This window comes from Streptomyces sp. NPDC000410 (assembly GCF_040300305.1).
Lineage (GTDB): Bacteria > Actinomycetota > Actinomycetes > Streptomycetales > Streptomycetaceae > Streptomyces.
Window position 1 is genome coordinate 138,637 of sequence record NZ_JBEPDM010000005.1, and the last position, 25,086, is coordinate 163,722.

Annotated in this window: 24 protein-coding genes and 1 pseudogene; 7 read left to right on the forward strand and 18 right to left on the reverse strand. The window is 70.7% G+C overall.

What is annotated here, in order from left to right:
• Positions 1–75: 75 nt before the first annotated feature.
• From cbiE to ABT342_RS09090, 5 genes are all read right to left on the reverse strand, one after another.
• The gene (gene cbiE / locus ABT342_RS09070) at positions 76–1,287 is read right to left on the reverse strand and encodes a precorrin-6y C5,15-methyltransferase (decarboxylating) subunit CbiE (RefSeq protein WP_351569236.1); all 1,212 of its coding nucleotides are present in this window, start codon (positions 1,285–1,287) and stop codon (positions 76–78) included.
• A 97-nt stretch (positions 1,288–1,384) separates the two neighbouring features.
• A complete protein-coding gene (locus tag ABT342_RS09075; RefSeq protein WP_351569239.1) occupies positions 1,385–2,074 on the reverse strand; it encodes a GNAT family N-acetyltransferase in 690 nt (229 codons plus the stop codon).
• Positions 2,075–2,177: 103 nt separating this feature from the next.
• Complete coding sequence (locus ABT342_RS09080) at positions 2,178–3,041, reverse strand: MetQ/NlpA family ABC transporter substrate-binding protein (protein WP_351569242.1); 864 nt, start codon at positions 3,039–3,041, stop codon at positions 2,178–2,180.
• 76 nt (positions 3,042–3,117) lie between these two features.
• The gene (locus tag ABT342_RS09085; protein ID WP_351569245.1) at positions 3,118–3,786 is read right to left on the reverse strand and encodes a methionine ABC transporter permease; all 669 of its coding nucleotides are present in this window, start codon (positions 3,784–3,786) and stop codon (positions 3,118–3,120) included.
• Positions 3,783–4,859 carry a methionine ABC transporter ATP-binding protein gene (locus ABT342_RS09090; RefSeq protein ID WP_351569248.1) on the reverse strand — a complete coding sequence of 359 codons (1,077 nt, stop codon included), beginning with the start codon at positions 4,857–4,859 and terminating at the stop codon, positions 3,783–3,785. Before ABT342_RS09090 ends, ABT342_RS09085 begins: the two co-directional genes overlap by 4 nt.
• 628 nt (positions 4,860–5,487) lie before the next feature.
• Here ABT342_RS09090 and ABT342_RS09095 point away from each other — a divergent pair.
• Positions 5,488–5,847, forward strand: coding sequence for a hypothetical protein (locus ABT342_RS09095; RefSeq protein WP_351569251.1), 360 nt, complete (start codon positions 5,488–5,490; stop codon positions 5,845–5,847).
• Between the two features lie 137 nt (positions 5,848–5,984).
• Complete coding sequence (locus ABT342_RS09100) at positions 5,985–6,374, forward strand: hypothetical protein (protein WP_351569640.1); 390 nt, start codon at positions 5,985–5,987, stop codon at positions 6,372–6,374.
• Here the strand turns inward: ABT342_RS09100 and ABT342_RS09105 are convergent.
• From ABT342_RS09105 to ABT342_RS09115, 3 genes are all read right to left on the reverse strand, one after another.
• Positions 6,356–6,859, reverse strand: coding sequence for a GNAT family N-acetyltransferase (locus ABT342_RS09105; protein WP_351569254.1), 504 nt, complete (start codon positions 6,857–6,859; stop codon positions 6,356–6,358). The genes ABT342_RS09100 and ABT342_RS09105 overlap by 19 nt on opposite strands.
• Before the next feature lie 43 nt (positions 6,860–6,902).
• Complete coding sequence (locus tag ABT342_RS09110) at positions 6,903–7,460, reverse strand: sigma-70 RNA polymerase sigma factor region 4 domain-containing protein (protein WP_351569257.1); 558 nt, start codon at positions 7,458–7,460, stop codon at positions 6,903–6,905.
• A 371-nt stretch (positions 7,461–7,831) separates the two neighbouring features.
• Positions 7,832–9,010, reverse strand: a complete 1,179-nt coding sequence (locus tag ABT342_RS09115; protein ID WP_351569260.1) for a glycerophosphodiester phosphodiesterase — start codon at positions 9,008–9,010, stop codon at positions 7,832–7,834.
• Between the two features lie 254 nt (positions 9,011–9,264).
• Between ABT342_RS09115 and ABT342_RS09120 the strand changes: the two genes are divergently transcribed.
• A complete protein-coding gene (locus ABT342_RS09120) occupies positions 9,265–9,927 on the forward strand; it encodes a lysophospholipid acyltransferase family protein (protein WP_351569262.1) in 663 nt (220 codons plus the stop codon).
• Positions 9,928–10,037: 110 nt separating this feature from the next.
• Here the strand turns inward: ABT342_RS09120 and ABT342_RS09125 are convergent, their stop codons facing one another.
• The gene (locus tag ABT342_RS09125) at positions 10,038–11,582 is read right to left on the reverse strand and encodes an MFS transporter (protein WP_351569264.1); all 1,545 of its coding nucleotides are present in this window, start codon (positions 11,580–11,582) and stop codon (positions 10,038–10,040) included.
• Positions 11,579–12,130, reverse strand: a complete 552-nt coding sequence (locus tag ABT342_RS09130; RefSeq protein WP_351569267.1) for a TetR/AcrR family transcriptional regulator — start codon at positions 12,128–12,130, stop codon at positions 11,579–11,581. Before ABT342_RS09130 ends, ABT342_RS09125 begins: the two co-directional genes overlap by 4 nt.
• A gap of 84 nt (positions 12,131–12,214) precedes the next feature.
• Here ABT342_RS09130 and ABT342_RS09135 point away from each other — a divergent pair, with 84 nt between their 5' ends.
• Together ABT342_RS09135 and ABT342_RS09140 are read left to right on the forward strand one after the other, a co-directional pair.
• Complete coding sequence (locus ABT342_RS09135) at positions 12,215–12,748, forward strand: HAD domain-containing protein (RefSeq protein ID WP_351569270.1); 534 nt, start codon at positions 12,215–12,217, stop codon at positions 12,746–12,748.
• A 37-nt stretch (positions 12,749–12,785) separates the two neighbouring features.
• Positions 12,786–15,005, forward strand: coding sequence for an NADP-dependent isocitrate dehydrogenase (locus tag ABT342_RS09140; RefSeq protein ID WP_351569273.1), 2,220 nt, complete (start codon positions 12,786–12,788; stop codon positions 15,003–15,005).
• Between the two features lie 211 nt (positions 15,006–15,216).
• Here ABT342_RS09140 and argH read toward each other — a convergent pair whose 3' ends face one another.
• Positions 15,217–16,644, reverse strand: coding sequence for an argininosuccinate lyase (gene argH, locus ABT342_RS09145; protein WP_351569276.1), 1,428 nt, complete (start codon positions 16,642–16,644; stop codon positions 15,217–15,219).
• A gap of 82 nt (positions 16,645–16,726) precedes the next feature.
• Positions 16,727–17,920, reverse strand: coding sequence for an argininosuccinate synthase (locus ABT342_RS09150; RefSeq protein WP_351569279.1), 1,194 nt, complete (start codon positions 17,918–17,920; stop codon positions 16,727–16,729).
• Between the two features lie 275 nt (positions 17,921–18,195).
• On the opposite strand from ABT342_RS09150, the gene ABT342_RS09155 reads away from it, so the two are divergent.
• Complete coding sequence (locus tag ABT342_RS09155; protein WP_351569282.1) at positions 18,196–18,777, forward strand: pyridoxamine 5'-phosphate oxidase family protein; 582 nt, start codon at positions 18,196–18,198, stop codon at positions 18,775–18,777.
• A 55-nt stretch (positions 18,778–18,832) separates the two neighbouring features.
• Positions 18,833–19,135, forward strand: a pseudogene (locus ABT342_RS09160) (hypothetical protein); the annotation flags it as partial.
• Between the two features lie 144 nt (positions 19,136–19,279).
• Here ABT342_RS09160 and ABT342_RS09165 read toward each other — a convergent pair.
• The 6 genes from ABT342_RS09165 to ABT342_RS09190 all read right to left on the reverse strand — a co-directional run bounded on the left by ABT342_RS09165 (position 19,280) and on the right by ABT342_RS09190 (position 25,063).
• A complete protein-coding gene (locus tag ABT342_RS09165; RefSeq protein WP_351569285.1) occupies positions 19,280–19,816 on the reverse strand; it encodes an arginine repressor in 537 nt (178 codons plus the stop codon).
• 7 nt (positions 19,817–19,823) lie between these two features.
• On the reverse strand, positions 19,824–21,014 hold the full coding sequence (locus ABT342_RS09170) for an acetylornithine transaminase (RefSeq protein WP_351569288.1): 1,191 nt from the start codon (positions 21,012–21,014) through the stop codon (positions 19,824–19,826).
• On the reverse strand, positions 21,011–21,919 hold the full coding sequence (gene argB, locus ABT342_RS09175) for an acetylglutamate kinase (RefSeq protein ID WP_351569291.1): 909 nt from the start codon (positions 21,917–21,919) through the stop codon (positions 21,011–21,013). The genes ABT342_RS09170 and argB overlap by 4 nt, the downstream gene beginning before the upstream one ends.
• Before the next feature lie 49 nt (positions 21,920–21,968).
• Entirely contained in the window at positions 21,969–23,135 is a 1,167-nt protein-coding gene (gene argJ / locus ABT342_RS09180; RefSeq protein WP_351569294.1) for a bifunctional glutamate N-acetyltransferase/amino-acid acetyltransferase ArgJ, read from the reverse strand.
• A complete protein-coding gene (gene argC / locus ABT342_RS09185; RefSeq protein ID WP_351569297.1) occupies positions 23,132–24,160 on the reverse strand; it encodes an N-acetyl-gamma-glutamyl-phosphate reductase in 1,029 nt (342 codons plus the stop codon). The genes argJ and argC overlap by 4 nt, the downstream gene beginning before the upstream one ends.
• Positions 24,161–24,310: 150 nt before the next feature.
• The gene (locus ABT342_RS09190; protein WP_351569300.1) at positions 24,311–25,063 is read right to left on the reverse strand and encodes a DUF899 domain-containing protein; all 753 of its coding nucleotides are present in this window, start codon (positions 25,061–25,063) and stop codon (positions 24,311–24,313) included.
• Positions 25,064–25,086: the final 23 nt, after the last annotated feature.

A 25,086-nucleotide genomic window follows, 5' to 3' on the forward strand; every position in this document is an offset into this window, starting at 1 on the left:
TGACGATCGAATCGACGAACACCCGGCTGCGGTACAACGATCGGCCAGCCTACCCCGCCGCCTGTGGCCGCAGGGTCAGGGGGCGTGTTCCGGCCGCTGTCCGCAGAGCAGGAAGACGACCGAGCGCTCGCGCTCCGACCAGGCGACGGTGTCGAGCTCGACGGACTGGAGCAGCGCGCATTCGACGGCGTAGCCGCCTTCGGCCAGGGCGGCGCCGATGGCCTCCGCCTCGTCGCGGGTCGAGGCGTGGGTGACGATGCGTTCGGGCCTGCGGTCGGCGCAGGCGGTGACGACCGGGACTCCCCCGCCGCCGATGCGTACGACGTCGGGTTCGGGGAGCCGCTCCAGGACGTGCGGCGCGCGCCCGCGTACGGTCTGCAGCTGGACGCCGTGGTGGCGGGCCGCCGCGTCGGTGCGGATGCAGGCGGCGGGGTCGTCGTCGACCGCGATCACCGCGGCGCCGAACCGGGCCGCGTCGACGGCCAGCTCCCCGCTGCCGCAGCCGATGTCCCAGACGAGGTCGCCGAGGCGGGGCCCGAGCCGGGCGAGCTGGGCGGCGCGCAGCTGCGTCGATTCTCCCTCGGCGGGCCGGCGGCCCGGCTCGGTGGGCAGCGCCCAGCCGCGTACCCGCGAGGGATAGCCGGGCTCGCGGCCCGCGACCCAGCCGGACTCCTGGGCGGAGGGCGCGCCTCCGATGACGATGACGACGTTGGGGTCGCGCCAGTTGTGGTCGGCGACCTTGTCGGAGGTGAGGACGGTGACCTGCTCGCGGGCGGTGCCGAGTTCCTCGCAGATGACGAAGGTGCGGTGGACTCCGTCGAGGAGCAGGGCGAGCTCGGCGGGGCCGGCGCCCGGGGAGGTGAGGACGGCGACCTTGGGGTGCGCCCGGCACACGTTGACGGCGCGTCGGAGCGTACGGCTGTGGGCGACGACGATCTGGGCGTCGTCCCAGGGCATCCCGGCGCGGGCGAAGGCTGCGGCGACGGAGGAGACGGCGGGCACGACCTCGACCTCGAGTCCGTGCTGCGGCGCGCGGAGGGTGCGTACGACGCCGAAGAAGCCGGGGTCGCCGTCGGCGAGGACGACCGGGCTGCCGCGGTGTCCGGCGATCCTGCGGGCGGCGAGGTCGACGCTGCCGAGCCGGATGCGCTCGGCCCGCGGGGGCACCTCGGGGAGCGCCAGATGGTGGGCCGCCCCGGCTACGAGCGTGGCGGCGGACAGGGCGGACCTGGCAGCCGCGGTCAGGGGGGAACCGTCCCAGCCGATCACCGTGACCCGGTCGGCCATCGTCGTCTGTCTCCTGGTGCTCGCTGAGGTCGCCGGCGTTGCGGCCGGCCGTTCGCGTTGGCGCAGGCCGTGAGCGTACCCCGGAAAACCGAAAGGTTCAGTTCCAGTCGGTAAAAGAGGAATATCCGGCATCGGCCATCTGGTCGGCGACGCCGTCGAGGTCCTCGGGGAGCAGGCTCCATACGATCAGGTCGGTCCTGATCTCGGTCCAGCCGCTCTCCGTCTGGGTCCGTGCTATTCCGGCGTTGCGGAGCACTCCCTCGCTGATGCAGCCGATCTTCTGGGCGACCTGCTGGGAGGCGGTGTTGTCGGCGCCGGTGCGCAGCTCCAGGCGTTCGAATCGTTCGTCGCGGAAGAGCCACTGGGCGACGGCCAGGACCGATTCGGTGGCGTAGCCCTCGCCCCTCGCCCAGGGGGCGATGACGTAGCCGATCTCCGCCGAGCGAATGCGCCAGTCGGCGTTCTGGAGGTTGACGAAGCCGACGAGCCGCTGGGTGAGGAACTCGGTGACGGCGAACACGATGCCGCGGCCCTCGGTGCGTTCCGCAGGAGCGATCCTGCGCACCCACTCCTCGGCGTCCCGTTCGGTGTAGGGGTGGGGGACGGACGTCCAGGCGGTGACCATCTCGTCGTTCATCATCTCGGTGTGTGCCGGGATGTCGGCGTCCTCGAAGGCGCGCAGCACCAACCGCTCCGTGCTGATGGAGACGTCCGGGAAGGTGGTAGTCATGCGCAGCTCCATGCCGAAGACCGTCGTGAATTCGTGAAGGCCGTAAAGGCACAGCATGCAGCATCAGCTGACGGGTGCGCAGGCCGGGTGGGTACGCCGAAGGCCCCGCGCACCACCGGGGTGCGCGGGGCCTTCGTCCACAAGGGCCGTACGGTCGCCGTTACTTGGCGGCGGGGCCGAACGCCGGGATGACCGAGCCGGCGTACGTGTCCTCGATGTACTTCTTCACCTCGGGGGAGTTGAGGAGCTCGGCGAGCTTCACCACGCGGGCGTCCTTCTCGTTGCCCTCCTTCACGGCGAGGAAGTTGGCGTAGGGGTTGCCCTGCGCCTTCTCCAGGGCCAGGGAGTCCTTGGCGGGCTCGAGGTCGGCCTCGATGGCGTAGTTGCCGTTGATGACGGCGGCGTCGACGTCGTTCAGGGCGCGGGGCACGGTGGCGGCCTCCAGCTCCTTGAACTCCAGCCCCTTCTTGTCGGCGATGTCCGACAGCTTGGCGTCGGTGCCGACGCCCGGCTTGAGGGTGATGAGGCCGTTCGCGGCGAGCAACTGGAGCGAGCGGCCCTCGTTGGTGGTGTCGTTCGGGACCGCGATGGTCTGGCCGGCCTTGATGTCCTTGAGGCTCTTGACCTTCTTGGAGTAGAGGCCGAGCGGCTCCAGGTGCACGTTGACGACCGGGACGATGGTGGTCTTGTTCTTCTTGTTGAAGTCGTCCAGGTACGGCTTGTGCTGGAAGAAGTTGGCGTCGACCTGGCCCTGCTGGGTGGCGGTGTTCGGCAGGACGTAGTCCGTGAACTCCCGGATCTCCAGCTTGAGGCCGGCCTTGTCCGCCAGGTTCTTCTTGACGTACTCGAGGATGTCGGCGTGCGGCGTCGGGGACGCGGCGACGACGAGCGGCTCGGTGACGGCGGCCTTGTCGCCGGAAGCGGACTTGGCGCCCGGGTCGGAGGCGGTGCCGCAGGCGGTGAGGCCGAGGGCGAGCGCGGCGGTGGCGGCGGCGGCCGCGGTGAGCTTGATGTTCTTACGCACGAAAAGTGCCTCTTTCTGGTGGTGCGGTGGCGCCCGGACAAGGAGTGCGGGCCTTGGGTGACGGGGTGACCGTCGGTCAGGCGGTGCGGCCGCGGCGGGCCAGCAGCCGTACGACTCCGTCGCCGATCAGCTGTACGGCGGTGACAAGGGCGATCAGGATGACGACGGTGATGAGCATGAACTGGGTCTCGAACCGCTGGAAGCCGTACGTGACGGCCTTGGATCCGAGGCCCTCGCCGCCGACCGCGCCCGCCATCGCCGAGTAGCCGACGAGGACGATCACGGTGGTGGTGACGGCGGCGACGATCGAGGGCAGGGCCTGCGGGAGCAGCACCTTGCGGATGATCGTCGGGATGGAGCCGCCCATGGACTGGACGGCCTCGACCAGCCCGTGGTCGACCTCGCGGATCGCCGTCTCGACGAGGCGCGCGAAGAACGGGATGGCTCCGACGGCGAGCGGGACGATCATGGCCGTGGGGCCGATGAAGGTGCCCACCACGGCGGTGGTGAAGGGGATCAGGGCGATCAGCAGGATGATGAACGGCAGCGAGCGGCCGATGTTCACGATCACGCCGACGACCTTGTTCACCGGGGTGTTCTGGAGCAGTCCGCCCTTGTCGGTGAGGACGAGCAGAATGCCGAGCGGGAGTCCGCCGGCGACGGTGACGACCGTCGACCACAGGACCATGTAGAGGGTGTCGATGGTGCCCTGGGTCAGCAGGGGCTGCATCTCCGACCACGTCACTTGGCGTTCTCCTTCACCAGCTCCGCGCGCGGCGCGGGGATGTCGTCCGCTTGGTTGGCCTTGTCGGCCTCGCCGTCGACGACCTCGACCTGGAGGCCCTGTTCCCTCAGGAAGCCGACGGGTACGACGTTGTCCTCGTAGCGGCCGGGCAGTTCGATGCGCATCCGGCCGATCTGGCGCCCGCCGACGGTGTCCATCGCGGCGCCGAGGATCGAGATGTCGACGTTGTACGTCCGCGAGAGCTGCGAGATCACCGGCTGGGTGGCGGCCTCGCCGTGGAAGGTGACGTCGACGACCGTACGGTCCGGGCCGGTGGCGTCCCCGGTCACCGGGAAGAGCTCCTGGGCGAGTTCGGAGCCGGGCGTGGCGAGCAGTTCGCTCACGGTGCCGGACTCGACGACGCGGCCCCGCTTCATCAGGGCGGCCGAGTCGCAGATCGTCTTGACGACGTCCATCTCGTGGGTGATGAGGAGGACGGTCAGTCCGAGCTGCTGGTTGAGGTCGCGCAGGAGCTGGAGGATCGAGCGGGTCGTCTCGGGGTCGAGGGCGCTGGTGGCCTCGTCGGAGAGCAGCACCTTCGGGTTTCCGGCCAGCGCCCGTGCGATGCCGACGCGCTGCTTCTGGCCGCCGGAGAGCTGGCCGGGGTACGCCTTGGCCTTGTCGGCGAGGCCGACGAGGTCGAGGAGTTCGAGGGCGCGGCGGGAGCGTTCGGCGCCGGAGACTCCGAGGATCTCCAGGGGCAGCTCGATGTTGTCCTTGACGCTGCGCGAGGACAGCAGGTTGAAGTGCTGGAAGACCATGCCGATACGGCTGCGCGCCTGGCGCAGCTCCTTGCCGGCGCGGCGGCCGCGGCCCGCCAGGGCGGTGAGGTCGGTGCCGTCGACGGTCACGGTGCCGGAGGTGGGGCGCTCCAGCAGATTGACGCAGCGGATGAGGGAGGACTTCCCGGCGCCGCTGCGGCCGATGACGCCGAAGACGTCGCCCTCACGGACGTGCAGGTCGACGCCGTCCAGGGCGGTGACGTCGCGGCCTCGCGACTGGTAGACCTTCGTGAGGCCCGTAGTGGTGATCACAGGGGTTTCCGTCACTGTCGAGTGCGCGGCGCGGGGTTCCGTCGCCGGGCACGGGGCGTGTCGTCTTGGGGACAGTCGGCGCAGCACGGGTGACTGGGTGGCAGCGTGTGCGTGCGCGGGGCAGGCTCGGTCCGGCGGTCTTCCGGCGGACACGGCATGGCTGTCGGGGTCTCGCTTCGGGGCGCGAGGCTCAGGCAGGGGCCCTCAGAAGGCGCACATTCGACACATACAACGAGCACCGGGCGTCGTGATCGCCTCGGTCGCAAAGGTGCGGCTGCTCGTCGTGGTCATGCGGGCCAGTAAACCAGACGGGTATGCGAACCGATCAAAGGTGTCCGGATAACGGACTCCGATGGTCCGTATTGCGGACGGCTGTGCGGTGCCCCGTGACCTGCGGGAATGCCGGGGCGGAGCGCGCCGCGAGGACGCTCGCGGGCGGCCCGGAGGGCGGGGGTGTGTGGCCAATGCCACGACGCCCGACGCATGGGCGACGCATGGGCGACACGTGGCCGGCGCGTCGCTGATGCCGCGGCCGGGACGGGGGGACGGCGTTCGCGCCCGGGGCGGGCTGCCGACGCGCGCGGGGGCGGGCGCATCGGGCCTTTCGGCCCGTAATACGCTCGTCCGCATGCTTGACGCCCTGACGGTCACCCTCTCCGTGGCCGCGCTCGCCCTCGCCGCCTGGTGCGGCTTCGCCGCGTTCCGGGACCAGCCGACGAAGGACTGGCACTTCATCGGCATGGCCGTGGTGACAGTGCTGGCGCTGGCGCAGTTGGTGACGGGAATCGTGCAGCTGACGCGCGGCGAGAAGGCCGACGAGGGTTCGGTGATCTTCGTCTCGTATCTGATCGGCGCGTTCGCGGCGGTGCCTGCGGCCGGTTTCCTGTCGCTGGCCGAGCGGACCCGCTGGGGTTCGGTGACGGTCTCGGCGGGAGCGGTGGTGCTCGCGGTGCTGGAAGTACGGCTCTACGACATCTGGAAGGCCTGACGATGACCGGAAGCAGCACCCAGGACACTCCGGGCGGCTCGCGTGCCGGGAACGGGGCCGGGACCAGGAACGGGACCGGGAGCCGGAGCCGGCTGGTGCGGGGCCCCGGGCTGCTGGTGGTCTGGCTGTACGGCGTGATGTCGGTGGGCGCCGTGTCGCGCTCGGCGTACGAGATCGCCACCAAGTTCGACCGTGCGCCGCTCGCCTACTCCCTCTCGGTGATCGCCGCCCTGGTGTACGCGTTCATCACGTACACCCTGGTGCGCGGCGGGGAGACCGCCCGCAGGGCGGCGCTGGTGTGCTGCGCCGCCGAGCTGGTGGGCGTGCTGGTCGTGGGGGCCTGGACGCTGGCGGACCCGTCCGCCTTCCCGGACGCCACGGTGTGGTCCGACTTCGGGATGGGTTACCTCTTCATTCCGGTGCTGCTTCCGGTGACCGGCATCCTGTGGCTGCGCAGGGCAGGGGCCGGGACCGGGGACGGTGACGGAAGCGGAGGCGGAACCGGTTCTCAGGCGCTGGTGGCGTAGTCGCCCGCCTCGGCTTCCTTCTCCAGCGTCACGAGAGTGAGGCCGGGGCCGAGCTGACGGGTCGCCACCTGTGTGTAGCCGTGGCTGCGGTAGAGCCGCAGGTTGCGCTCGCTGCGGTGACCGGTGAACAGCTGGAACCGCTTGGTGGCGCTCTCGCCCGCGAAGTGCGCCTCGATGGCGCGCAGGAGCCGCCCTCCGAGGCCGTGGCTCTGCATCCGGGGGTGAACGATGAGCTTGGCGATCTTTGCGGTGCCGGCCTCGTCGGTTTCGCCCCGTACGGACGCGATCACCTCGTTGCCGAGCCGGGCGACGAGGGCGTGGCCACGGGCGAGCTCGGCACGCAGCTCGTCGAGGGTCTGCGTGAGCGGTTCGATGCTGTAGTCGCCGTACAGTTCGGCCTCACTCTGGTAGCACAGGTACTGCAGCTTCAGGATGTGCTCGGCGTCCTGCGCCACTGCCACTGAGATGGTCACGCTCATGCCCATGTGTGCATGCCTCCCGCTTACCTGTCCGCTGTCCGCTGTCGGTCTACCGCTCCCTTCCCCGAAGGCCGGGAACCGCAACCTCTGCCACGAGCATTCTGCGCAGGCATCCCAGGCACCGGGAACGCATCGGCCCCAGACTGCCTTGTGACATACCCAACTTCCCTGCGATTTCCCGGTAGGTGGGATCACCCGGGGAGAGCATCGCGGTGAGCAGCCGGGGGCAGTGTCCGGGCGTACGGGCCACCGCGGCCCGTACGACCCTGCGGCGCTCGGCGACGAGGGCGGCCCGTTCGGGGCAGGCACCGGGTCCGGTGGCGGGTTCGCCGGCGTACGGCCGCTCCAGCATGACCCGGCGCCGCGCGCGACGCGCCTCGTCGCGTACGGCACCGCGCACCCAGCCCGCCGCGTCGGCGGGCGGCCCCTCGGAGCCGAGCCGCTCCAGCAGCCGCACCCAAACGGCCTGTTCGAGGTCCCCTGAGTCCAGGGGGCCGTCGGGCGCCTCGGCACCGGCTTCGGCCACGACGAGCGGGAGGAGGCCTTGGACGAGCGCGTCTGCTGCGGGGGCGGGGGACGCGGACGTGGGTTCTTCGCGGGGAGTCATGCCCGGCGGGACGTGCGCGGGGAGCCGCGCGGTTTCGACGGCGGCGCGCCGTCACCCGTCCGTATGACGGCCCGCCGCTGGGGTCGACGCGTGCGCCGGCGCCTGCGGCGGGCTTTTCTCCCCGCCCCGCCCCTTCCCGAAAACCGGGGGCAAGCCCCCAGACCCCCGTACGGCCTCCGGCCGTGTCCTCAAACGCCGGACGGGCTGGATGCCGGGGCGTAGGGGGAGATTGAGGCGCGGGGGTTCGGGGGCGGAGCCCCCGCAACGGGGGCTGGGGCGTAGCCCCCCACGCGGCGGAGCCGCACATCGACACAGCCGGGAAGGGGCGGGTAGGGGACAAGGCCCGCCGCAGGCGCCCCGCCCACCCGCGCTCACCCTCCCAGGAAGTCCGTCCGCGCCAGCAGCCCCGTGTCCGGGTTGTCCGTGAAGATGCCGTCGATGCCCTGCTCGAAGTAGATCCGGAAGGCCCCGAAGGCGTCCCCGTACGCGTTCGGGTCGCCGCCGCGGCGGAAGTCCGCCGGCAGGAAGGCGTTCTCGTTCCGCAACGTATACGGGTGGAGGATCAGGCCCTGGGCGTGGGCGTCCTTGACCAGGGTGGTCGGGGTGCCCAGCGTGCCGTCCGCGCGCCTCGGGATGATCAGGTCGAGGGTGGGGCCTATGCCCCGCGCGAAGGAGGCGATCCACTCAAGGCCCTCGGGCTTGACGAGGTCCGCCACCGTGCGCGGGTCGCCGGACTGGACGAAGTCCCAGGGGCGGGAGGCGGCGGCGGAGAGCAGGACGACTCCGGGCGAGGCCACGAGCCGTGCCAGCCGCTGGATGCTGCTGGGCTCGAACGACTGGAGGAAGACCGGCGAGTGCGCGCGGTGGCGGCCGTAGCGGCGCAGCAGCCTGGCGAGCGGTTCCTCCAGGCCGAGTCCGATGCTCCGGAAGTACGAGGGGTGCTTGGTCTCCACGTGCAGCCAGACCGGGCGTCCGCGCCTGCGGCCCTCCCGCTCGGCCCAGCTCAGCACCTCCTCGAAGGAGGGGACGGTCCAGCGCCCGTCGTAGAGGGTGTTTTGCTGGCGGGCCGCGGGGATACGTTCCTTCGCCCGCAGCGTCTTGAGCTCGGCGAGGGTGAAGTCCTCGGTGAACCAGCCGGTCAGGCTCGTACCGTCGATGGACTTGGTGGTGCGGCGGGACGCGAATTCGGGACGGGACGCGACGTCCGTCGTGCCCGTGATGTCGTTCTCGTGACGGCAGACCAGATGGCCGTCCTTCGTCGGCACGAGGTCCTGCTCGATGACGTGTGCGCCCATGTCGAGGGCCAGCTGGTACGAGCCGATCGTGTGCTCCGGCCGGTAGCCGCTCGCACCCCGGTGCGCGATGACCGTGGGTACGGGCAGCTCCCCGTGTCCCCCGTGCGCTCCCCCGTGTCCCGCGGGCCGCTCCGCCGCCGACGCCGTACCACCGCTGACGCCGGTGACTCCGCCGGCGCCGAGCGCCGCCGAACCGATCACCGCCGCGCCGAGGACCGTACGCCGCCCGGGGGCTCTGTCCGCACCCTGTGTCATAAACGTTCCTCCAAAAGGAGAGTGTGATGTCCCGCACCTGTCGACGGGCTTCGCGCGGCCCTCGATGCTAGGTGCCGAGGCGCTACGCGCGGCAGACCCCGTACGAACGGGTGGAAAACACGGGTCAACACTGTGTATCCGCTCCGTGAACCCGATGTGCGCACGCACACGGCCCGCGAGTATCGTCCTCACCTGCACAGACTTCGCCTGCCGCTTCTCGACCGCCCATGACACCGGAGGACCCGTTGTCCCGCTTGTCGCTCATCAAGGCAGTCCTCGGACCGTTCCTGCTCCTGATGTTCCGCCCTCGTGTGGAGGGCGCCCAGCAGATCCCCGGGAGCGGCCCGGTCATCCTCGCCGGCAACCACCTCACGTTCATCGACTCGATGATCCTGCCGCTGGTGTGTGACCGTCCGGTGTACTTCATCGGCAAGGACGAGTACGTCACGGGCAAGGGTCTGAAGGGCCGGCTGATGGCCTGGTTCTTCACCGGCGTCGGCATGATCCCGGTCGACCGGGACGGGGCGAACGGCGGCGTCGCGGCGCTGATGACCGGCCGCCGGGTGCTGGAGGACGGCAAGATCTTCGGCATCTACCCGGAGGGCACCCGCTCCCCCGACGGCCGCCTCTACCGGGGCCGCACGGGCATCGCGCGCCTCACGCTGATGACCGGCGCGCCCGTGGTCCCGTTCGCGATGATCGGCACGGACAAGCTGCAGCCGGGCGGCGCGGGCCTGCCGCGCCCGGGCCGGGTGACGGTCCGCTTCGGTGAGCCGATGGAGTTCTCACGGTACGAGGGCATGGACCGCGACCGCTATGTGCTGCGGGCGGTGACGGACTCGGTGATGACCGAGGTGATGCGGCTGTCGGGCCAGGAGTACGTGGACATGTACGCGACGAAGGCGAAGGCCGCCTGAGCCCTCCGCCACGGAGGCCGGAGGCCGACGCGGCAGCGCATGTATGACGTGGACGAGAACGTGGCCCCCGGCGCATCCCGCGCCGGGGGCCACCTCGTACGTCAGGTGCGTCAGTGCTCGATGCCGTCGGCCAGCTTCTGGCCGCGCAGCAGGAACCACGCCGCCACCGCTGTCGCCAGCAGCACCGCCGCTCCCACGCCCGCCGCGAGCCGCAGCCCGTCGACGAAGGCCTCCTGGGCCGCGCCGACCAGCGCCGCGCCCTGCTGCCGCGGCAGCGCGGACGCCGCCTCCACCGCCCCGCCGAGGGACTCGTGGGCGGCCGACGCCGCGTTCCCCGGCACCCCGGCCGGGGTCACGAAGTTCCGGTAGACGCCGGTCACGACGGAGCCGAGCAGCGCGATGCCGAGCGCCGCGCCGAGTTCGTACGCCGTCTCGGACACGGCGGACGCGGAACCCGCCTGCTCCTTGGGGACGCTGGAGAGGATGACGTCGGCCGTGACGGTGAACGAGAATCCGGCGCCGATACCGACGACGAGCAGGATCGACCCGAGCAGCGGATAGCCGGTGGACTGGCCGAGCAGGGTCATCGCGGCGAGCGCGAGCCCGACGGCTCCGAGGCCGCCCGCCACCACCGCCCGTACGGAGAACCGCCGGGCGACCGTACCCGCGACCAGGCCCGTGGCCACCGCGCCGATCGCGGCGGGAAGTTCGGCGAGACCGGCCTCGAAGGGCTGCCTGCCCTGGACGAGTTGCAGGAACTGGGAGAGGAAGAAGACCAGTCCGGACAGGCCCAGGATGGTCAGCAGGTCGGCGAGGACCGCGCCGGAGAAGCCCCGGTGGCGGAACAGCCGCATGTCGAGCAGCGGCGCGGGCAGGGTCAGCTGCCTGCGGACGAACCCGTACAGAGCGGCCACGCCTATGAGCGCGGCGGCGCCCGCCTCGCCGTTCGGGCCGTGGGTCGCGGCCTCCTTGACGGCGTACACGACGCCGACCATGCCGACGAGCGAGAGCGCGACGCTGGTCAGGTCCCACGGTCCGGCGACCGGGTTCTTGGACTCGGGCAGCAGCTTGATGCCGACGATCACGAGGACGGCCATGACCGGAAGGTTGATCAGGAACACCGAGCCCCACCAGAAGTGCTCCAGCAGGAATCCGCCGACGACCGGGCCGACGGCCGCGCCGGCCGAGGCCATGGCGCCCCAGATGCCGATGGCGAGGCTGCGCTCCTTGGGGTCGTGGAAGATGTTGCGGATCAGCGCCAGCGTGGACGGCATCAGGGTGGCACCGGCGACGCCGAGCAGCGCGCGGGCGGCGATCATCATCTCGGGGGTGGTGGCGTACGCGTTGAGCACGGAGACGGCGCCGAAGGCCACGGCGCCGGTCAGCAGGAGCTTCTTGCGGCCGATGCGGTCACCGAGGCTGCCCATGGAGACGAGCAGGCCCGCGATGACGAACGAGTAGACGTCACCGATCCACAGGAGCTGGGTGCCCGTCGGCTCGAGGTCCTCACTGAGGAAGGGGGTGGCGAGGCCGAGTACGGTGGCGTCGACCGCCACCAGAAGGACGGCCAGTACCAGCACCGAGAGCGCGAGCCAGCGCCCGGGGCGGTACAGGGTTTCGTCCGTCCCGCTCGTGCGCTGGACGGTACTGGTCATTTCTCCACACTCCGTCGTGCTCCGCCGAGCAGCAGCTCGGCGATCATGTATTGGAAGTCGTTCTTGGCGACCCGGCCGTCCATGACGGCCCAGGCGCCGGTGCCGATGAGCCCGTAGAGGGCCTCGGTGAGCCATGCGGGCGACAGGTCGATCCGGAACTCGCCCTGTTCCTGACCGCGCCGGAAGAGGGCCGCCACGCGGGCGTCGAGCCTGTCCCAGCCCTCGTTGATCTCGTCGCCCTCGAACAGCTGGTTCTCGGTGACGAGGAAGGCCAGCAGCTCGGCGGCGGGCTCCATCTCGGCGACCAGCCGCCGCAGCCCGTCACCCGCCCCGCCGTCCTCCAGCCGGGCCCGGTCGAGCGCGCCCTCGAACTCCTGGATCCCGAAGACCTCGAGCGCCTTGACCAGCGCGTCCCGCCCGGCGAAGTGCCGGTGCAGGGTGGCACGCCCGATGCCCGCCGCGCGGGCGACCTCGTCCATCGTCGCGGTCGATTTGCGGGCGAGGAGGGCGGCGGCGGCGCGGAGCACCTGTTCACGATCCATGGCCATGAGACGACCATACACCAAATGAGACGTTGACGTCTCATACGATAAATCAGCGCCTCATTCGAGGCCGGAAGGAATGCTGTCCACATGAAGCCGCTACTGCTGATCGACATCGACGGCCCGCTCAATCCCTACGGCGGGAAGCCGGAGCGCCGCCCCGACGGCTATACGACGCACCGCATGCGACCGAGTGGCTGGACGCACACCAAGCCCCTCCGGGTCTGGCTCAACCCGTGGCACGGCGAGGAGCTGCTGGCGCTCGCCGGGTCGTACGAGCTGGTCTGGGCGACCACCTGGAAGGACGAGGCGAACGTGTGGGTGGGCCCGCACCTGGGGCTGCCCGAGCTGCCGTACATCGACTGGCCCGTGATGCACGGGGCCTCGCCGCGCGGGACGTTCTGGAAGACGCAGTACGTGCTCGAGTACGCGGCCGGGCGGCCCTTCGCCTGGATCGACGACGAGATCACCCACCTCGACAGGGAGTGGGTAGAGCGGAACCACCTCGCCGACGCCCTGCTGCTGCATGTCGACCACCGGATCGGACTGACCAGGCCGGATTTCGACGCACTCGCTGACTGGGCAGGGGCCTGGCCAGAGCAGGGCGGGCACGAGATATCTTGATGTCGAGCAATGTTGCAGACGTGGAGCGGAGCACCCGGTGACTGACTCGACCATCATCTACACCCACACTGACGAGGCCCCGGCCCTGGCGACGTATTCGTTCCTGCCAGTGGTCCAGGCGTACGCCTCGACGGCCGGGGTCAGTGTGGAGACCCGTGACATCTCCCTGGCGGGGCGGATCATCGCCCACTTCCCCGAGTACCTCGAGGAGGGCCAGCGGATCGACGACGCGCTGGCCGAGCTCGGCGAGCTCGCCAAGACGCCCGGGGCGAACATCATCAAGCTGCCGAACATCTCGGCCTCGATCCCGCAGCTGAAGGCCGCGGTCGTCGAGCTGCAGCAGCAGGGCTACGCGCTGCCGGACTACCCGGACGACCCGAAGACCGACGAGGAGCGCGACATCCGCGCCCGTTACGACAAGGTCAAGGGCAGCGCCGTCAACCCGGTCCTGCGTGAGGGCAACTCCGACCGCCGTGCGCCCGCCTCGGTGAAGAACTACGCCAAGGCGCACCCGCACCGCATGGGTGCCTGGTCGGCCGACTCGAAGACGAACGTCGCGCACATGACCGCCGACGACTTCCGCTCCACCGAGAAGTCCGCGGTCATCGCCGAGGCCGGTTCGCTGCGCATCGAGCTCGCCGGACAGGACGGCAGCACCACCGTGCTGCGCGAGTCGGTGCCGGTGCTCGCGGGCGAGGTCGTGGACGCGTCCGTCATGCGCGTCGCGGCGCTCCGTGAGTTCCTGGCCGCGCAGGTCACCCGCGCGAAGGCCGAGGGCGTGCTGTTCTCGGTGCACCTGAAGGCCACGATGATGAAGGTCTCCGACCCGATCGTCTTCGGCCACGTCGTACGGGCCTTCTTCCCGAAGACGTTCGCCGCGTACGGCGAGACGCTCGCCGCGGCCGGCCTCAGCCCGAACGACGGCCTCGGCACCGTCCTGAAGGGTCTGGACGCGCTGCCCGAGGGCGACGCGATCAAGGCGTCCTTCGAGGCCGAGATCGCCGAGGGTCCCGAGCTGGCGATGGTCGACTCCGACCGGGGCATCACCAACCTGCACGTACCGAGCGACGTCATCGTCGACGCCTCCATGCCGGCGATGATCCGTACCTCCGGTCACATGTGGGGCCCGGACGGTCAGGAGGCCGACACCCTCGCCGTCCTGCCGGACAGCAGCTACGCCGGTATCTACCAGGTCGTCATCGACGACTGCCGCGCCAACGGCGCCTACGACCCGGCGACGATGGGCTCGGTGCCCAACGTCGGCCTGATGGCGCAGAAGGCCGAGGAGTACGGCAGCCACGACAAGACCTTCGAGATCGCCGCCCCGGGCACGGTCAAGGTCGTCGACGGCGCCGGCAACGTGGTCCTGGAGCAGGCCGTCGCGGCCGGCGACATCTTCCGCATGTGCCAGACCAAGGACCTGCCGATCCAGGACTGGGTCAAGCTCGCCGTCACCCGGGCCCGCGCGACCGGCGACCCGGCCGTGTTCTGGCTCGACGAGGGCCGCGCGCACGACGCCACCCTCATCGAGAAGGTCCGCACCTACCTCGCCGAGCACGACACCGAGGGCCTGGACCTGCGGATCCTGGCGCCGGTGGACGCGATCCGCTTCTCCCTGGAGCGCATCCGCCGCGGCGAGAACACGATCTCGGTCACCGGCAACGTGCTGCGTGACTACCTCACCGACCTGTTCCCGATCCTGGAGCTGGGCACGAGCGCGAAGATGCTCTCGGTCGTCCCGCTCATGAACGGCGGCGGACTGTTCGAGACCGGCGCCGGCGGCTCGGCGCCCAAGCACGTCCAGCAGCTCGTCAAGGAGAACTACCTGCGCTGGGACAGCCTGGGCGAGTTCCTCGCGCTGGCGGTCAGCTTCGAGCACCTCGCGCAGACCACGGGCAACGCCCGCGCCCAGGTCCTGGCCGACACCCTGGACCGCGCGACCGGCACGTTCCTGGACGAGAACAAGTCGCCCAGCCGTCGCCTCGGTGGCATCGACAACCGCGGCAGCCACTTCTACCTGGCCCTCTACTGGGCACAGGAGCTGGCCAAGCAGACCGCCGACGCGCAGCTCGCCGAGGCGTTCGCCGCGCTCGCCAAGACCCTGGCCGAGCAGGAGCGGACGATCGTCGACGAGCTGCTCGCGGTGCAGGGCTCGCCGGCCGAGATCGGCGGCTACTACCAGCCCGACCCGGCCAAGGCCGCTGCCGTCATGCGTCCGTCCGCGACCCTGAACCAGGCGCTCGCGACCCTCGCCTGACACACGTCGGCACGTCGACAGGTCGACACCTCGCACCACGCACGTCGCCGCCGCCCGGCCGGGCGGCGGCGACGTGTTCGTTCAGCCGGTGCGGCCGAGCAGGCTCGGCGACGTCCGGTGCGGTGCGGCAGCGCCCCGAAGGGGCGCGGGGAACTGCGCGACCAGCCACCGACGCACCCGCGGGCATCACATCGGACCTCCAGCGGAGCGCTTAGTGCTTCGCGGTGGCCCAGGCGTGCTGGACCGCCAGGTCCGCCTTCACCTCGGCGAGCTGGGTGGCGACGGCCGACGGGGCCGTACCGCCCCGCCCGTTGCGGGAGGCCAGCGCGCCCGGGACGTTCAGGACGGTCCGGACCTCCGGGGTCAGGTGCTCGGAGATCTTCGCGAACTGGTCGTCGGTGAGCTGGTCCAGCTCGATGCCGTGCTGCTCGCACTCCTTGACGCACTCGCCCGCGACCTCGTGCGCGACGCGGAACGGTACGCCCTGCTTGACCAGCCACTCGGCGATGTCCGTGGCGAGCGAGAAGCCGGCCGGGGCGAGCTCCTCCATCCGCTCACGGTTGACGGTGAGCGTCGCCATCATCCCGGTGAAGGCCGGGAGCAGGACCTCCAGCTGGTCGCAGGAGTCGAAGACCGGCTCCTTGTCCTCCTGGAGGTCACGGTTGTACGCGAGCGGGAGGGCCTTCAGCGTGGCCATCAGCCCGGTCAGGTTGCCGATGAGGCGGCCCGACTTGCCGCGCGCCAGCTCCGCGATGTCCGGGTTCTTCTTCTGCGGCATGATCGACGAGCCGGTCGAGAAGGCGTCGTGCAGGGTCACGAAGGAGAACTCCTTCGTGTTCCAGATGATGATCTCCTCGGCGATCCTGGACAGGTTCACGCCGATCATCGCGGTGATGAACGCGAACTCGGCGACGAAGTCGCGCGATGCCGTGCCGTCGATGGAGTTGCCGGCAGAGCCGTGCTCGAAGCCCAGGTCCTTCGCCACCGCCTCCGGGTCGAGGCCCAGCGACGAGCCCGCGAGCGCGCCGGAGCCGTACGGGGAGACGGCCGTGCGCTCGTCCCACTGGCGCAGCCGTTCGGCGTCCCGGGACAGCGACTGGACGTGGGCCAGGACGTGGTGGGCGAAGAGCACCGGCTGGGCGTGCTGGAGGTGCGTACGGCCCGGCATGGCGACGTCCGGGTGCGCCTCGGCAAGGCCCACCAGCGCGTCCTGGAGCTCGGCGACGAGGCCGCCGATGATCCGGGCGTGATCGCGCAGGTACATCCGGAAGAGGGTGGCGACCTGGTCGTTGCGGGACCGGCCGGCGCGCAGCTTGCCGCCGAGGTCGGGACCGAGACGCTCCAGCAGACCCCGTTCCAGGGCGGTGTGGACGTCCTCGTCGGCGATCGTGCCGGTGAAGTCACCGGCCGCCACATCCGCCTCGAGCTGGTCGAGGCCGCCCAGCATGCGGGTCAGCTCGTCCTCGGTGAGCAGGCCCGCCTTGTGGAGCACCCGCGCGTGCGCGCGGGAGCCCGCGATGTCGTACGGGGCGAGCCGCCAGTCGAAGTGGACGGACGCGGACAGCTTCGCCAGCGCCTCGGCGGGCCCGTCGGCGAACCGGCCGCCCCAGAGCCGGACGTCACCGTTGTTGCTGCTCACAGCTGAAGCTCCTCATGGGGGTGGATGTGCCACCGCCTCCCCGCCGGGATACAACGGGGAGGCGGCTGTCGTACATATGGAATCAGGCGAGGTCGCGCTTGGCCGCGATCTTCGACGACAGCGCGAAGATGTCGATGAAGCCCTGGGCCTTCGACTGGTCGAACGTGTCGCCCGAGTCGTACGTCGCGAGGTTGAAGTCGTACAGCGACTCGTCCGACTTCCGGCCGGTGACGACGGCGCGGCCGCCGTGCAGGGTCATCCGGACATCGCCGGTCACGTGCTGGTTGGCCTCGTTGATGAAGCCGTCCAGGGCGCGCTTGAGTGGGGAGAACCACAGGCCGTCGTAGACGAGCTCGCCCCAGCGCTGCTCGACCTGCCGCTTGTAGCGGGCCAGCTCGCGCTCGACGGTGACGCTCTCCAGCTCGGAGTGGGCGGTGATCAGCGCGATCGCGCCCGGGGCCTCGTAGACCTCACGGGACTTGATGCCGACGAGCCGGTCCTCGACCATGTCGATCCGGCCGATGCCCTGAGCGCCGGCGCGCTCGTTGAGCTGCTGGATCGCCTGGAGGACGGTGACGGGCTTGCCGTCGATGGCGACCGGGACGCCCTCCTTGAAGGAGATGACGACCTCGTCGGCCTCGCGCGGGGTGGCCGGGTTCGAGGTGTACTCGTAGATGTCCTCGATCGGCGCGTTCCAGATGTCCTCCAGGAAGCCGGTCTCGACGGCGCGCCCGAAGACGTTCTGGTCGATGGAGTACGGCGACTTCTTGGTGGTCGCGATCGGGAGCTGCTTCTCCTCGCAGAAGGCGATCGCCTTGTCCCGGGTCATCGCGTAGTCGCGGACCGGGGCGATGCACTTCAGGTCGGGCGCGAGGGCCACGATGCCGGCCTCGAAACGGACCTGGTCGTTGCCCTTGCCGGTGCAGCCGTGGGCCACGATCGAGGCGTTGTGCTTCTTCGCGGCGGCCACGAGGTGCTTGACGATGGTCGGCCGGGACAGGGCCGAGACCAGCGGGTAGCGGTCCATGTACATGGCGTTCGCCTTGATCGCCGGGAGGCAGTACTCGTCGGCGAACTCGTCCTTCGCGTCCGCGACCTCCGCCTCGACGGCACCGCAGGCGAGCGCGCGCTTGCGGATGACGTCCAGGTCCTCGCCGCCCTGGCCGACGTCCACGGCAACGGCGATGACCTCGGCGCCCGTCTCCTCGGCGATCCAGCCGATGGCGACGGAGGTGTCCAGACCGCCCGAGTAGGCGAGTACGACGCGCTCGGTCACGGGTTTCTCCTTACGGTGCATTCGGTGATGGGTATAACTATGCGGTCCACCGTATGTTTTGTCAATCCCGGGTGGCTGGTCCCGGGTGGCCGGTCCCGGGCCGCGTGATCGGTCACGGGTTTCGGAGCCGATCGCCGCCGCTCCGGAGCGCATCTCCATCGTCCGTCCGCGCCGCCGGGGCCGCCCGCCGAGCAGCGGACGGGGACCGGCGGTGCGCCCCGGCGAGCGGCCTGTCGCCTTCCTGGGCCGGAACCCCTGCGGCGATAATCGGGGGCATGGGACAGACGTACGAACGCATAGAAGGCCGTATCCGCACGTTCATTGACGAGCAGCCAGTCTTCTTCACCGCCACCGCGCCCCTGTCGGGCGACGGGCACGTCAACCTCTCCCCCAAGGGCCGCAAGGGGACACTCGCCGTCGTCGACGAACTGACGCTGGCCTACCTGGACTTCGGCGGGAGCAGCGCCGAGACCGTCGCCCACGTCCGCGAGAACGGCCGCATCACGCTGATGTGGTGCGCGTTCACCGGCCCGCCGAAGGTGCTGCGGGTGCACGGGCGGGGGGACGCCGTCTTCCGCGACGATCCGCGCTGGGCCGAGTTCATCCCGTACTTCAAGGACGCCGACGGACCGAGCGCCCGCGCCATCGTCGTCGTCCACGCCGAGCTGATCAGTGACGCCTGCGGGTTCGCCGTCCCGTTCATGGACTACCGCGAGGAACGGACGCAGCACGCCGAACACTTCGGCCGCAAGACGGACGAGGAGTTCGCGGCGTACTGCGAGAAGAAGCCGCTGATCGGGGTGAGCCGGGACGGGCTGCCGGCGTTGCCGCTTCCGCTGCCCGCGCGCACGGACTGATCCGGTCGGCGCAGCCCCGGTCGCCGGGCGCGGGGCCCGGTCGTACGGTCCGCTCATGCGCACAGCTCTCGCGATCGGCGTCACCCTACTGGCCCTCGCGGTCTGCCCCGACGCGCCGTTGCCCGCACGGATGGCCGACACGGGCGGCGGCCGCCAGCTCATCACCGCCGAGGCGCCTGGGCCCGGCTCCACCACCGGGACCGTCACCTGGTGGGAGCGCCGCCCCGGCGGCCGCTGAGTGGCCGCGGGCTCGGCCCCGGCCCGCTTCGGCGCGAAGGGCCTGGTGGAGGGGCGGGCGCGGCAGCAGGGGACCTCGACGACCCCCACCGGGTTGTACGCACTCCCGTACGCCTTCGGCAGGGGTACTGAGGGGGTGGGTGGGGGTGGCGCCTGCGGCGGGCCTTTTCCCCTACCCGCCCCTTCCCGCAACTGGGGGCAAGCCCCCAGACCCCCGGTACGGCCTCCGGCCGTGTCCTCAAACGCCGGACGGGCTGGGTTTCCCCTATCGGTCGTTCTGCGCCAGCCGCAGCAAGTGGTCCGCCAGGGCCTGGCCGCCCACCGGGTCGCGGGAGATCAGCAGCAGCGTGTCGTCGCCCGCGATCGTGCCGAGGATCTCGCGCAGTTCGGCCTGGTCGATGGCCGAGGCGAGGAACTGGGCCGCGCCGGGTGGGGTGCGCAGGACCACGAGGTTGGCCGAGGCCTCCGCGGAGATCAGCAGTTCCCCGGAGAGGCGGCGCATCCGCTCCTCCTTCGCCGACTCGCCCAGCGGAGCCTGCGGGGTGCGGAATCCGCCCTCGCTCGGCACCGCGTAGATCAGCTCGCCCCCGGTGTTGCGGATCTTCACCGCGCCGAGCTCGTCGAGGTCGCGGGAGAGCGTCGCCTGGGTGACGCTCAGCCCGTCGTCGGCGAGGAGCTTGGCCAGCTGGCTCTGGGAGCGCACCGGCTGCCGGTTGAGGATGTCCACGATCCGGCGGTGGCGGGCCGTGCGGGTCTGCGGCACGGCCGGGCCGCCGTGCTCGATGTCCTGCGCCTCGGTCATCGTCGTCTCATTCTCCGGATCGTCCGTCCCCGTGGTGTGCCGCGTCGAGGATGCCGGGGAGGTTCTGGAGGAACGCGTCCACCTCCGCGTCGCCGATGATCAGCGGCGGCATGATCCGTACGACGTCGGGGGCGGGCGCGTTGACCAGGAGACCGGCACCCTGAGCCGCGTCCCGCACCTGTGGTGCGAAGGGCTCGTTGAGCACGATACCCAGCAGCAGGCCCGCGCCGCGGACATGCGAGACCAGCGGGTGGCCCAGGGACTCGATTCCGTCCCTCAGACGCTCGCCGAGCCGCTTGACCTCGTCGAGCCTGCCGTCGAGGGTCGCCAGCACGGCGAGTCCGGCGGCACAGGCGACCGGGTTGCCGCCGAAGGTGGTGCCGTGCTGACCGGGCTTGAAGAGGTCGGCCGCCTCGCCGAAGGCCAGGACCGCGCCGATCGGCAGGCCGCCGCCCAGCCCCTTGGCGAGCGTGACGATGTCGGCCTCGACGCCTTCGGCCTGGGCCGCGAACCAGTGGCCGCACCGCCCGATGCCGGTCTGCACCTCGTCGAGGACGAGCAGGGTGCCGGTGGCGCGGGTGATCTCGCGGGCGGCCTTGAGGTAGCCGGCGGGCGGGACGACCACGCCGTTCTCGCCCTGGATGGGCTCGATGATCACGAAGGCGGTGTCGGTGGTGACGGTCGCCCGCAGCGCCTCGGCGTCGCCGTAGGGCACATGCGTGACGTCACCGGGCAGCGGGAGGAACGGCTGCTGCTTCGCGGGCTGGCCGGTGAGCGCGAGCGAGCCCATGGTGCGGCCGTGGAAGCCGCCGTCGGTGGCGACCATGTGGCCGCGCCCGGTCAGCCGGCCCAGCTTGAACGCCGCCTCGTTGGCCTCGGCGCCGGAGTTGCAGAACAGGACCCGCCCGGGGCGCCCGGACAGCTGGAGCAGCCGCTCGGCGAGGGCGACCTGCGGTTCGGAGACGTAGAGGTTGGAGACGTGGGCGAGGGTGGCGATCTGCCGGGAGACGGCCTCGACGATCGCGGGGTGGGCGTGGCCGAGGGCGTTGACCGCGATGCCGCCGACGAAGTCGAGGTACTCGGTGCCGTCCGCGTCCCAGACCTTCGCGCCCTCGCCGCGTACCAGGGACAGCTGCGGCGTGCCGTAGTTGTCCGTCATCGAGCCCTGCCAGCGCTGCGACAGTTCCTGATTGGTCATCGTTCCCCCGGTCCGTTCTGTCCGTCCGGCACGACCATCGTGCCGATGCCCTCGTCGGTGAAGATCTCCAGCAGGATGGAGTGCTGCACCCGGCCGTCGATGACCCGGGCGGTGTTGACGCCGTTGCGCACGGCGTGGAGGCAGCCCTGCATCTTGGGGACCATGCCGCTGGAGAGGTCGGGCAGCAGCTTCTCCAGCTGGCTCGCGGTGAGGCGGCTGATGACCTCGTCGCTGTTGGGCCAGTCCTCGTAGAGGCCCTCGACATCGGTGAGGACCATCAGCGTCTCGGCGCCGAGCGCGGCGGCCAGCGCGGCGGCCACGGTGTCGGCGTTGACGTTGTAGACGTGCCCGTCGTCGGCGGAGCGGGCGATGGAGGAGACGACCGGGATACGGCCGTCGTTGAGCAGTGCCTGGATCGCGCCGGTGTCGATCTCGGTGATCTCACCGACCCGGCCGATGTCGACGAGCTCGCCGTCGATGGTCGGGCGGTGCTTGGTGGCGGTGATGGTGTGGGCGTCCTCGCCGGTGAGGCCGACGGCGAGCGGGCCGTGCTGGTTGAGCAGCCCGACCAGCTCGCGCTGGACCTGTCCGGCGAGCACCATCCGTACGACGTCCATCGCCTCGGAGGTCGTCACGCGCAGCCCGGCCTTGAACTCGCTGACCAGTCCGTGCTTGTCGAGCTGGGCGCTGATCTGCGGGCCGCCGCCGTGGACGACGACGGGCTTGATGCCGGCCTGCCGCAGGAAGACGACGTCCTTGGCGAAGGCGGCCTTCAGGTCCTCGTCGACCATGGCGTTGCCGCCGAACTTGATGACGACCGTCTTGCCGTGGTGGCGGGTGAGCCAGGGCAGTGCCTCGATCAAGATCTGCGCCTTGGGCAGTGCGGTGTGCTTACGGGTACTCATGAGTGCGGACCGCTCCTTGGAGGGGTGGTGGTGGGAGACGGGTGGGCGCTCATGAGCTGTACGCGCTGTTCTCGTGGACGTAGTCGGCGGTGAGGTCGTTGGCCCAGATGACGGCGGACTCGGACCCGGCGGCGAGGTCCGCGGTGATCTTGACCTCGCGGTAGCGCATGTCGACGAGGTCGCGGTCCTCGCCGACGGAGCCTCCCCGGCAGACCCAGACGCCGTTGATGGCGACGTTCAGCTTGTCGGGCTCGAAGGCGGCCTTGGTCGTGCCGATCGCGGACAGCACCCGGCCCCAGTTGGGGTCCTCGCCGTGGATGGCGCACTTGAGGAGGTTGTTGCGGGCGATGGAACGGCCCACCTCGACCGCGTCGTCCTCGCTCGCGGCGTTGACGACCTCGATGCGGATGTCCTTGGAGGCCCCTTCGGCGTCGCCGATGAGCTGGCGGGCCAGGTCGGCGCAGACGGCGCGGACGGCCTCGGCGAAGTCGGCGTACGCGGGCGTCACCGCGGCGGCGCCGGAGGCGAGCAGCAGCACCGTGTCGTTGGTGGACATGCAGCCGTCGGAGTCGATCCGGTCGAAGGTGACGCGGGTGGCGTCGCGCAGCGCCTTGTCGAGGGTGGCGCTGTCGAGGTCGGTGTCGGTGGTGAGGACGACGAGCATCGTGGCGAGGCCGGGGGCGAGCATGCCGGCGCCCTTGGCCATGCCGCCGACGGTCCAGCCGTCGCCCGCGTGGACGGCGGTCTTGTGGACGGTGTCGGTGGTCTTGATGGCGATGGCGGCCTTCTCGCCGCCGTGCTCGCTCAGTTCCGAGGCGGCCCGCTCGATGCCGGGCAGGAGCTTGTCCATGGGCAGGAGCAGACCGATGAGTCCGGTGGACGCCACGGCGATCTCGCCGGCGCCGATGTCCAGGCCTCGTCCGTTCAGGACGTCGGCCGCCTTCTCGGCGGTGGCGTGGGTGTCCTGGAAGCCCTGGGGGCCGGTGCAGGCGTTGGCACCGCCCGAGTTGAGGACGACGGCCCCGACCTCGCCGCTCTTGAGCACCTGCTCGGACCACAGGACCGGGGCGGCCTTGACGCGGTTGGAGGTGAAGACACCGGCGGCGGCGCGGCGGGGCCCGTTGTTGACCACGAGGGCCAGGTCCGGGTTGCCGTTCTCCTTGATTCCGGCGGCGATACCGGCCGCCGTGAATCCCTGTGCAGCGGTGACGCTCAAGGTGCCACTCCGATCGTGGAAAGTCCCGTGGTCTGATCGAGACCGAGGGCGATGTTCATGCTCTGCACCGCGCCGCCGGCGGTGCCCTTGGTGAGGTTGTCGATGGCGCTGATCGCGATGATGCGGCCGGCGGCCTCGTCATGGGCGACCTGGACCTGAACGGCGTTGGAACCGTAGACGGACGCCGTCGCGGGCCACTGCCCCTCGGGCAGCAGGTGCACGAACGGCTCGTCCGCGTACGCCTTCTCGTAGGCGGCGCGTACGTCGTCGGCGGTCGTGCCCGGCCTGGCCTTGGCGCTGCACGTCGCGAGGATGCCGCGGGGCATCGGCGCGAGGGTGGGCGTGAAGGACACGGTGACGCGCTCGCCCGCGACCGCGCTGAGGTTCTGGATCATCTCGGGGGTGTGCCGGTGGCCGCCGCCGACTCCGTACGGGCTCATGGAGCCCATGACCTCGGAGCCGAGCAGATGCGGCTTGAGGGCCTTGCCGGCGCCGGAGGTGCCGGTGGCGGCGGTGATGACGGCCTCCGGCTCGGCGAGGTGGGCCGCGTACGCCGGGAAGAGCGCGAGCGAGACCGCGGTGGGGTAGCAGCCGGGCACCGCGACGCGCTTGGACCCCTCCAGCGCACTGCGGGCACCCGGCAGTTCGGGCAGGCCGTAGGGCCAGGTCCCGGCGTGCTCGGAGCCGTAGAACCTCTCCCAGTCTCCCGCGTCCTTCAGCCGGAAGTCGGCGCCCATGTCGACGACGAGGACGTCGTCGCCGAGCTGCTCGGCGACGGCCGCGGACTGCCCGTGCGGCAGCGCCAGGAAGACGACGTCGTGCCCGGCGAGCACCTCGGCCGTGGTGGGCTCCAGGACCCGCTCGGCGAGCGGAAGCAGATGCGGCTGGAGCGCTGCGAGCTTCTGCCCCGCGTTGGAGTGACCGGTCAGGGCGCCGATCTCGACCCCGGGGTGTCCGAGGAGCAGACGGAGGAGTTCTCCGCCCGCGTATCCACTCGCTCCCGCCACTGCTGCACGTACCACCATGGGACCCTCCTCATTGATGGCATGACTATACGCATTGCCGCAGTTTTATGCAATGGAGGAATGGGCGCGAGGGATCACACCCGCCGTACCTCATGAGAGGTTACGCCTGATATGTCCGCCCTGCAGGCGACCCGCGTGCGATCCGGAGCGCTATACGGGCTCGTCGTACTCGTCGCGGCGGCGCCACCAGAGACCGGTCTCGTTGCGGCCGAGCGGCGCACGGTCGAGCCACTGGTACATGCCCCAGAGGATGTCCAGGCCGCGCTCGTACGTCGAGTAGGTGTGGAACACGACGCCGTCCTCGAGCGCGAACGCGCTCATACCGGGCCCTTCGCGCCGGTATGTGGCGAAGTCCGTGCCCACGTCCATCGCGTCCTCGTCCTCGCCGGGCTCCGGCCGGATATCCATGGTGCGGAAGTTGTACTCGACCGCGCCCGAATCCCACTCCTCCTTGGTGTGCGCCACGTGGAAGTCGTAGTTGAAGGCGCTGTCGAAGGAAGACGCCCAGGGAAAGCTCCAGCCCATCCGCCGCTTGTACGCCTGCAGCTTCGCGAGCGGGGCACGCGACACCGCGCAGAGCGTGACGCCGTGATGCGCGAGGTGGGGGACGAAGCCGTCGAAGCCGTCCGCGATCGCCGAGCACGACGGACAGCCCGCCCTGTAATCGGGCCCGAACATGAAGTGGTAGACGAGCAGCTGCGAGCGTCCCCTGAAGAGTTCGGCGAGGGACGCGGTGCCGTCGTCGGTCTCGAAGCGGTACTCCTTGTCGATGCGGACCCAGGGCAGCTCCTGGCGCTTGCGCGCCAGTTCGTCGCCGCGCCGGGTCAGCGCCTTCTCTTCGTCGAGCAGCTCCAGCCGGGCCGCGAGCCACTCCTCACGTGTTCCGGTCCTGTGATCGGTCATCGTCTCTCTCCTCCTTGCCGTAC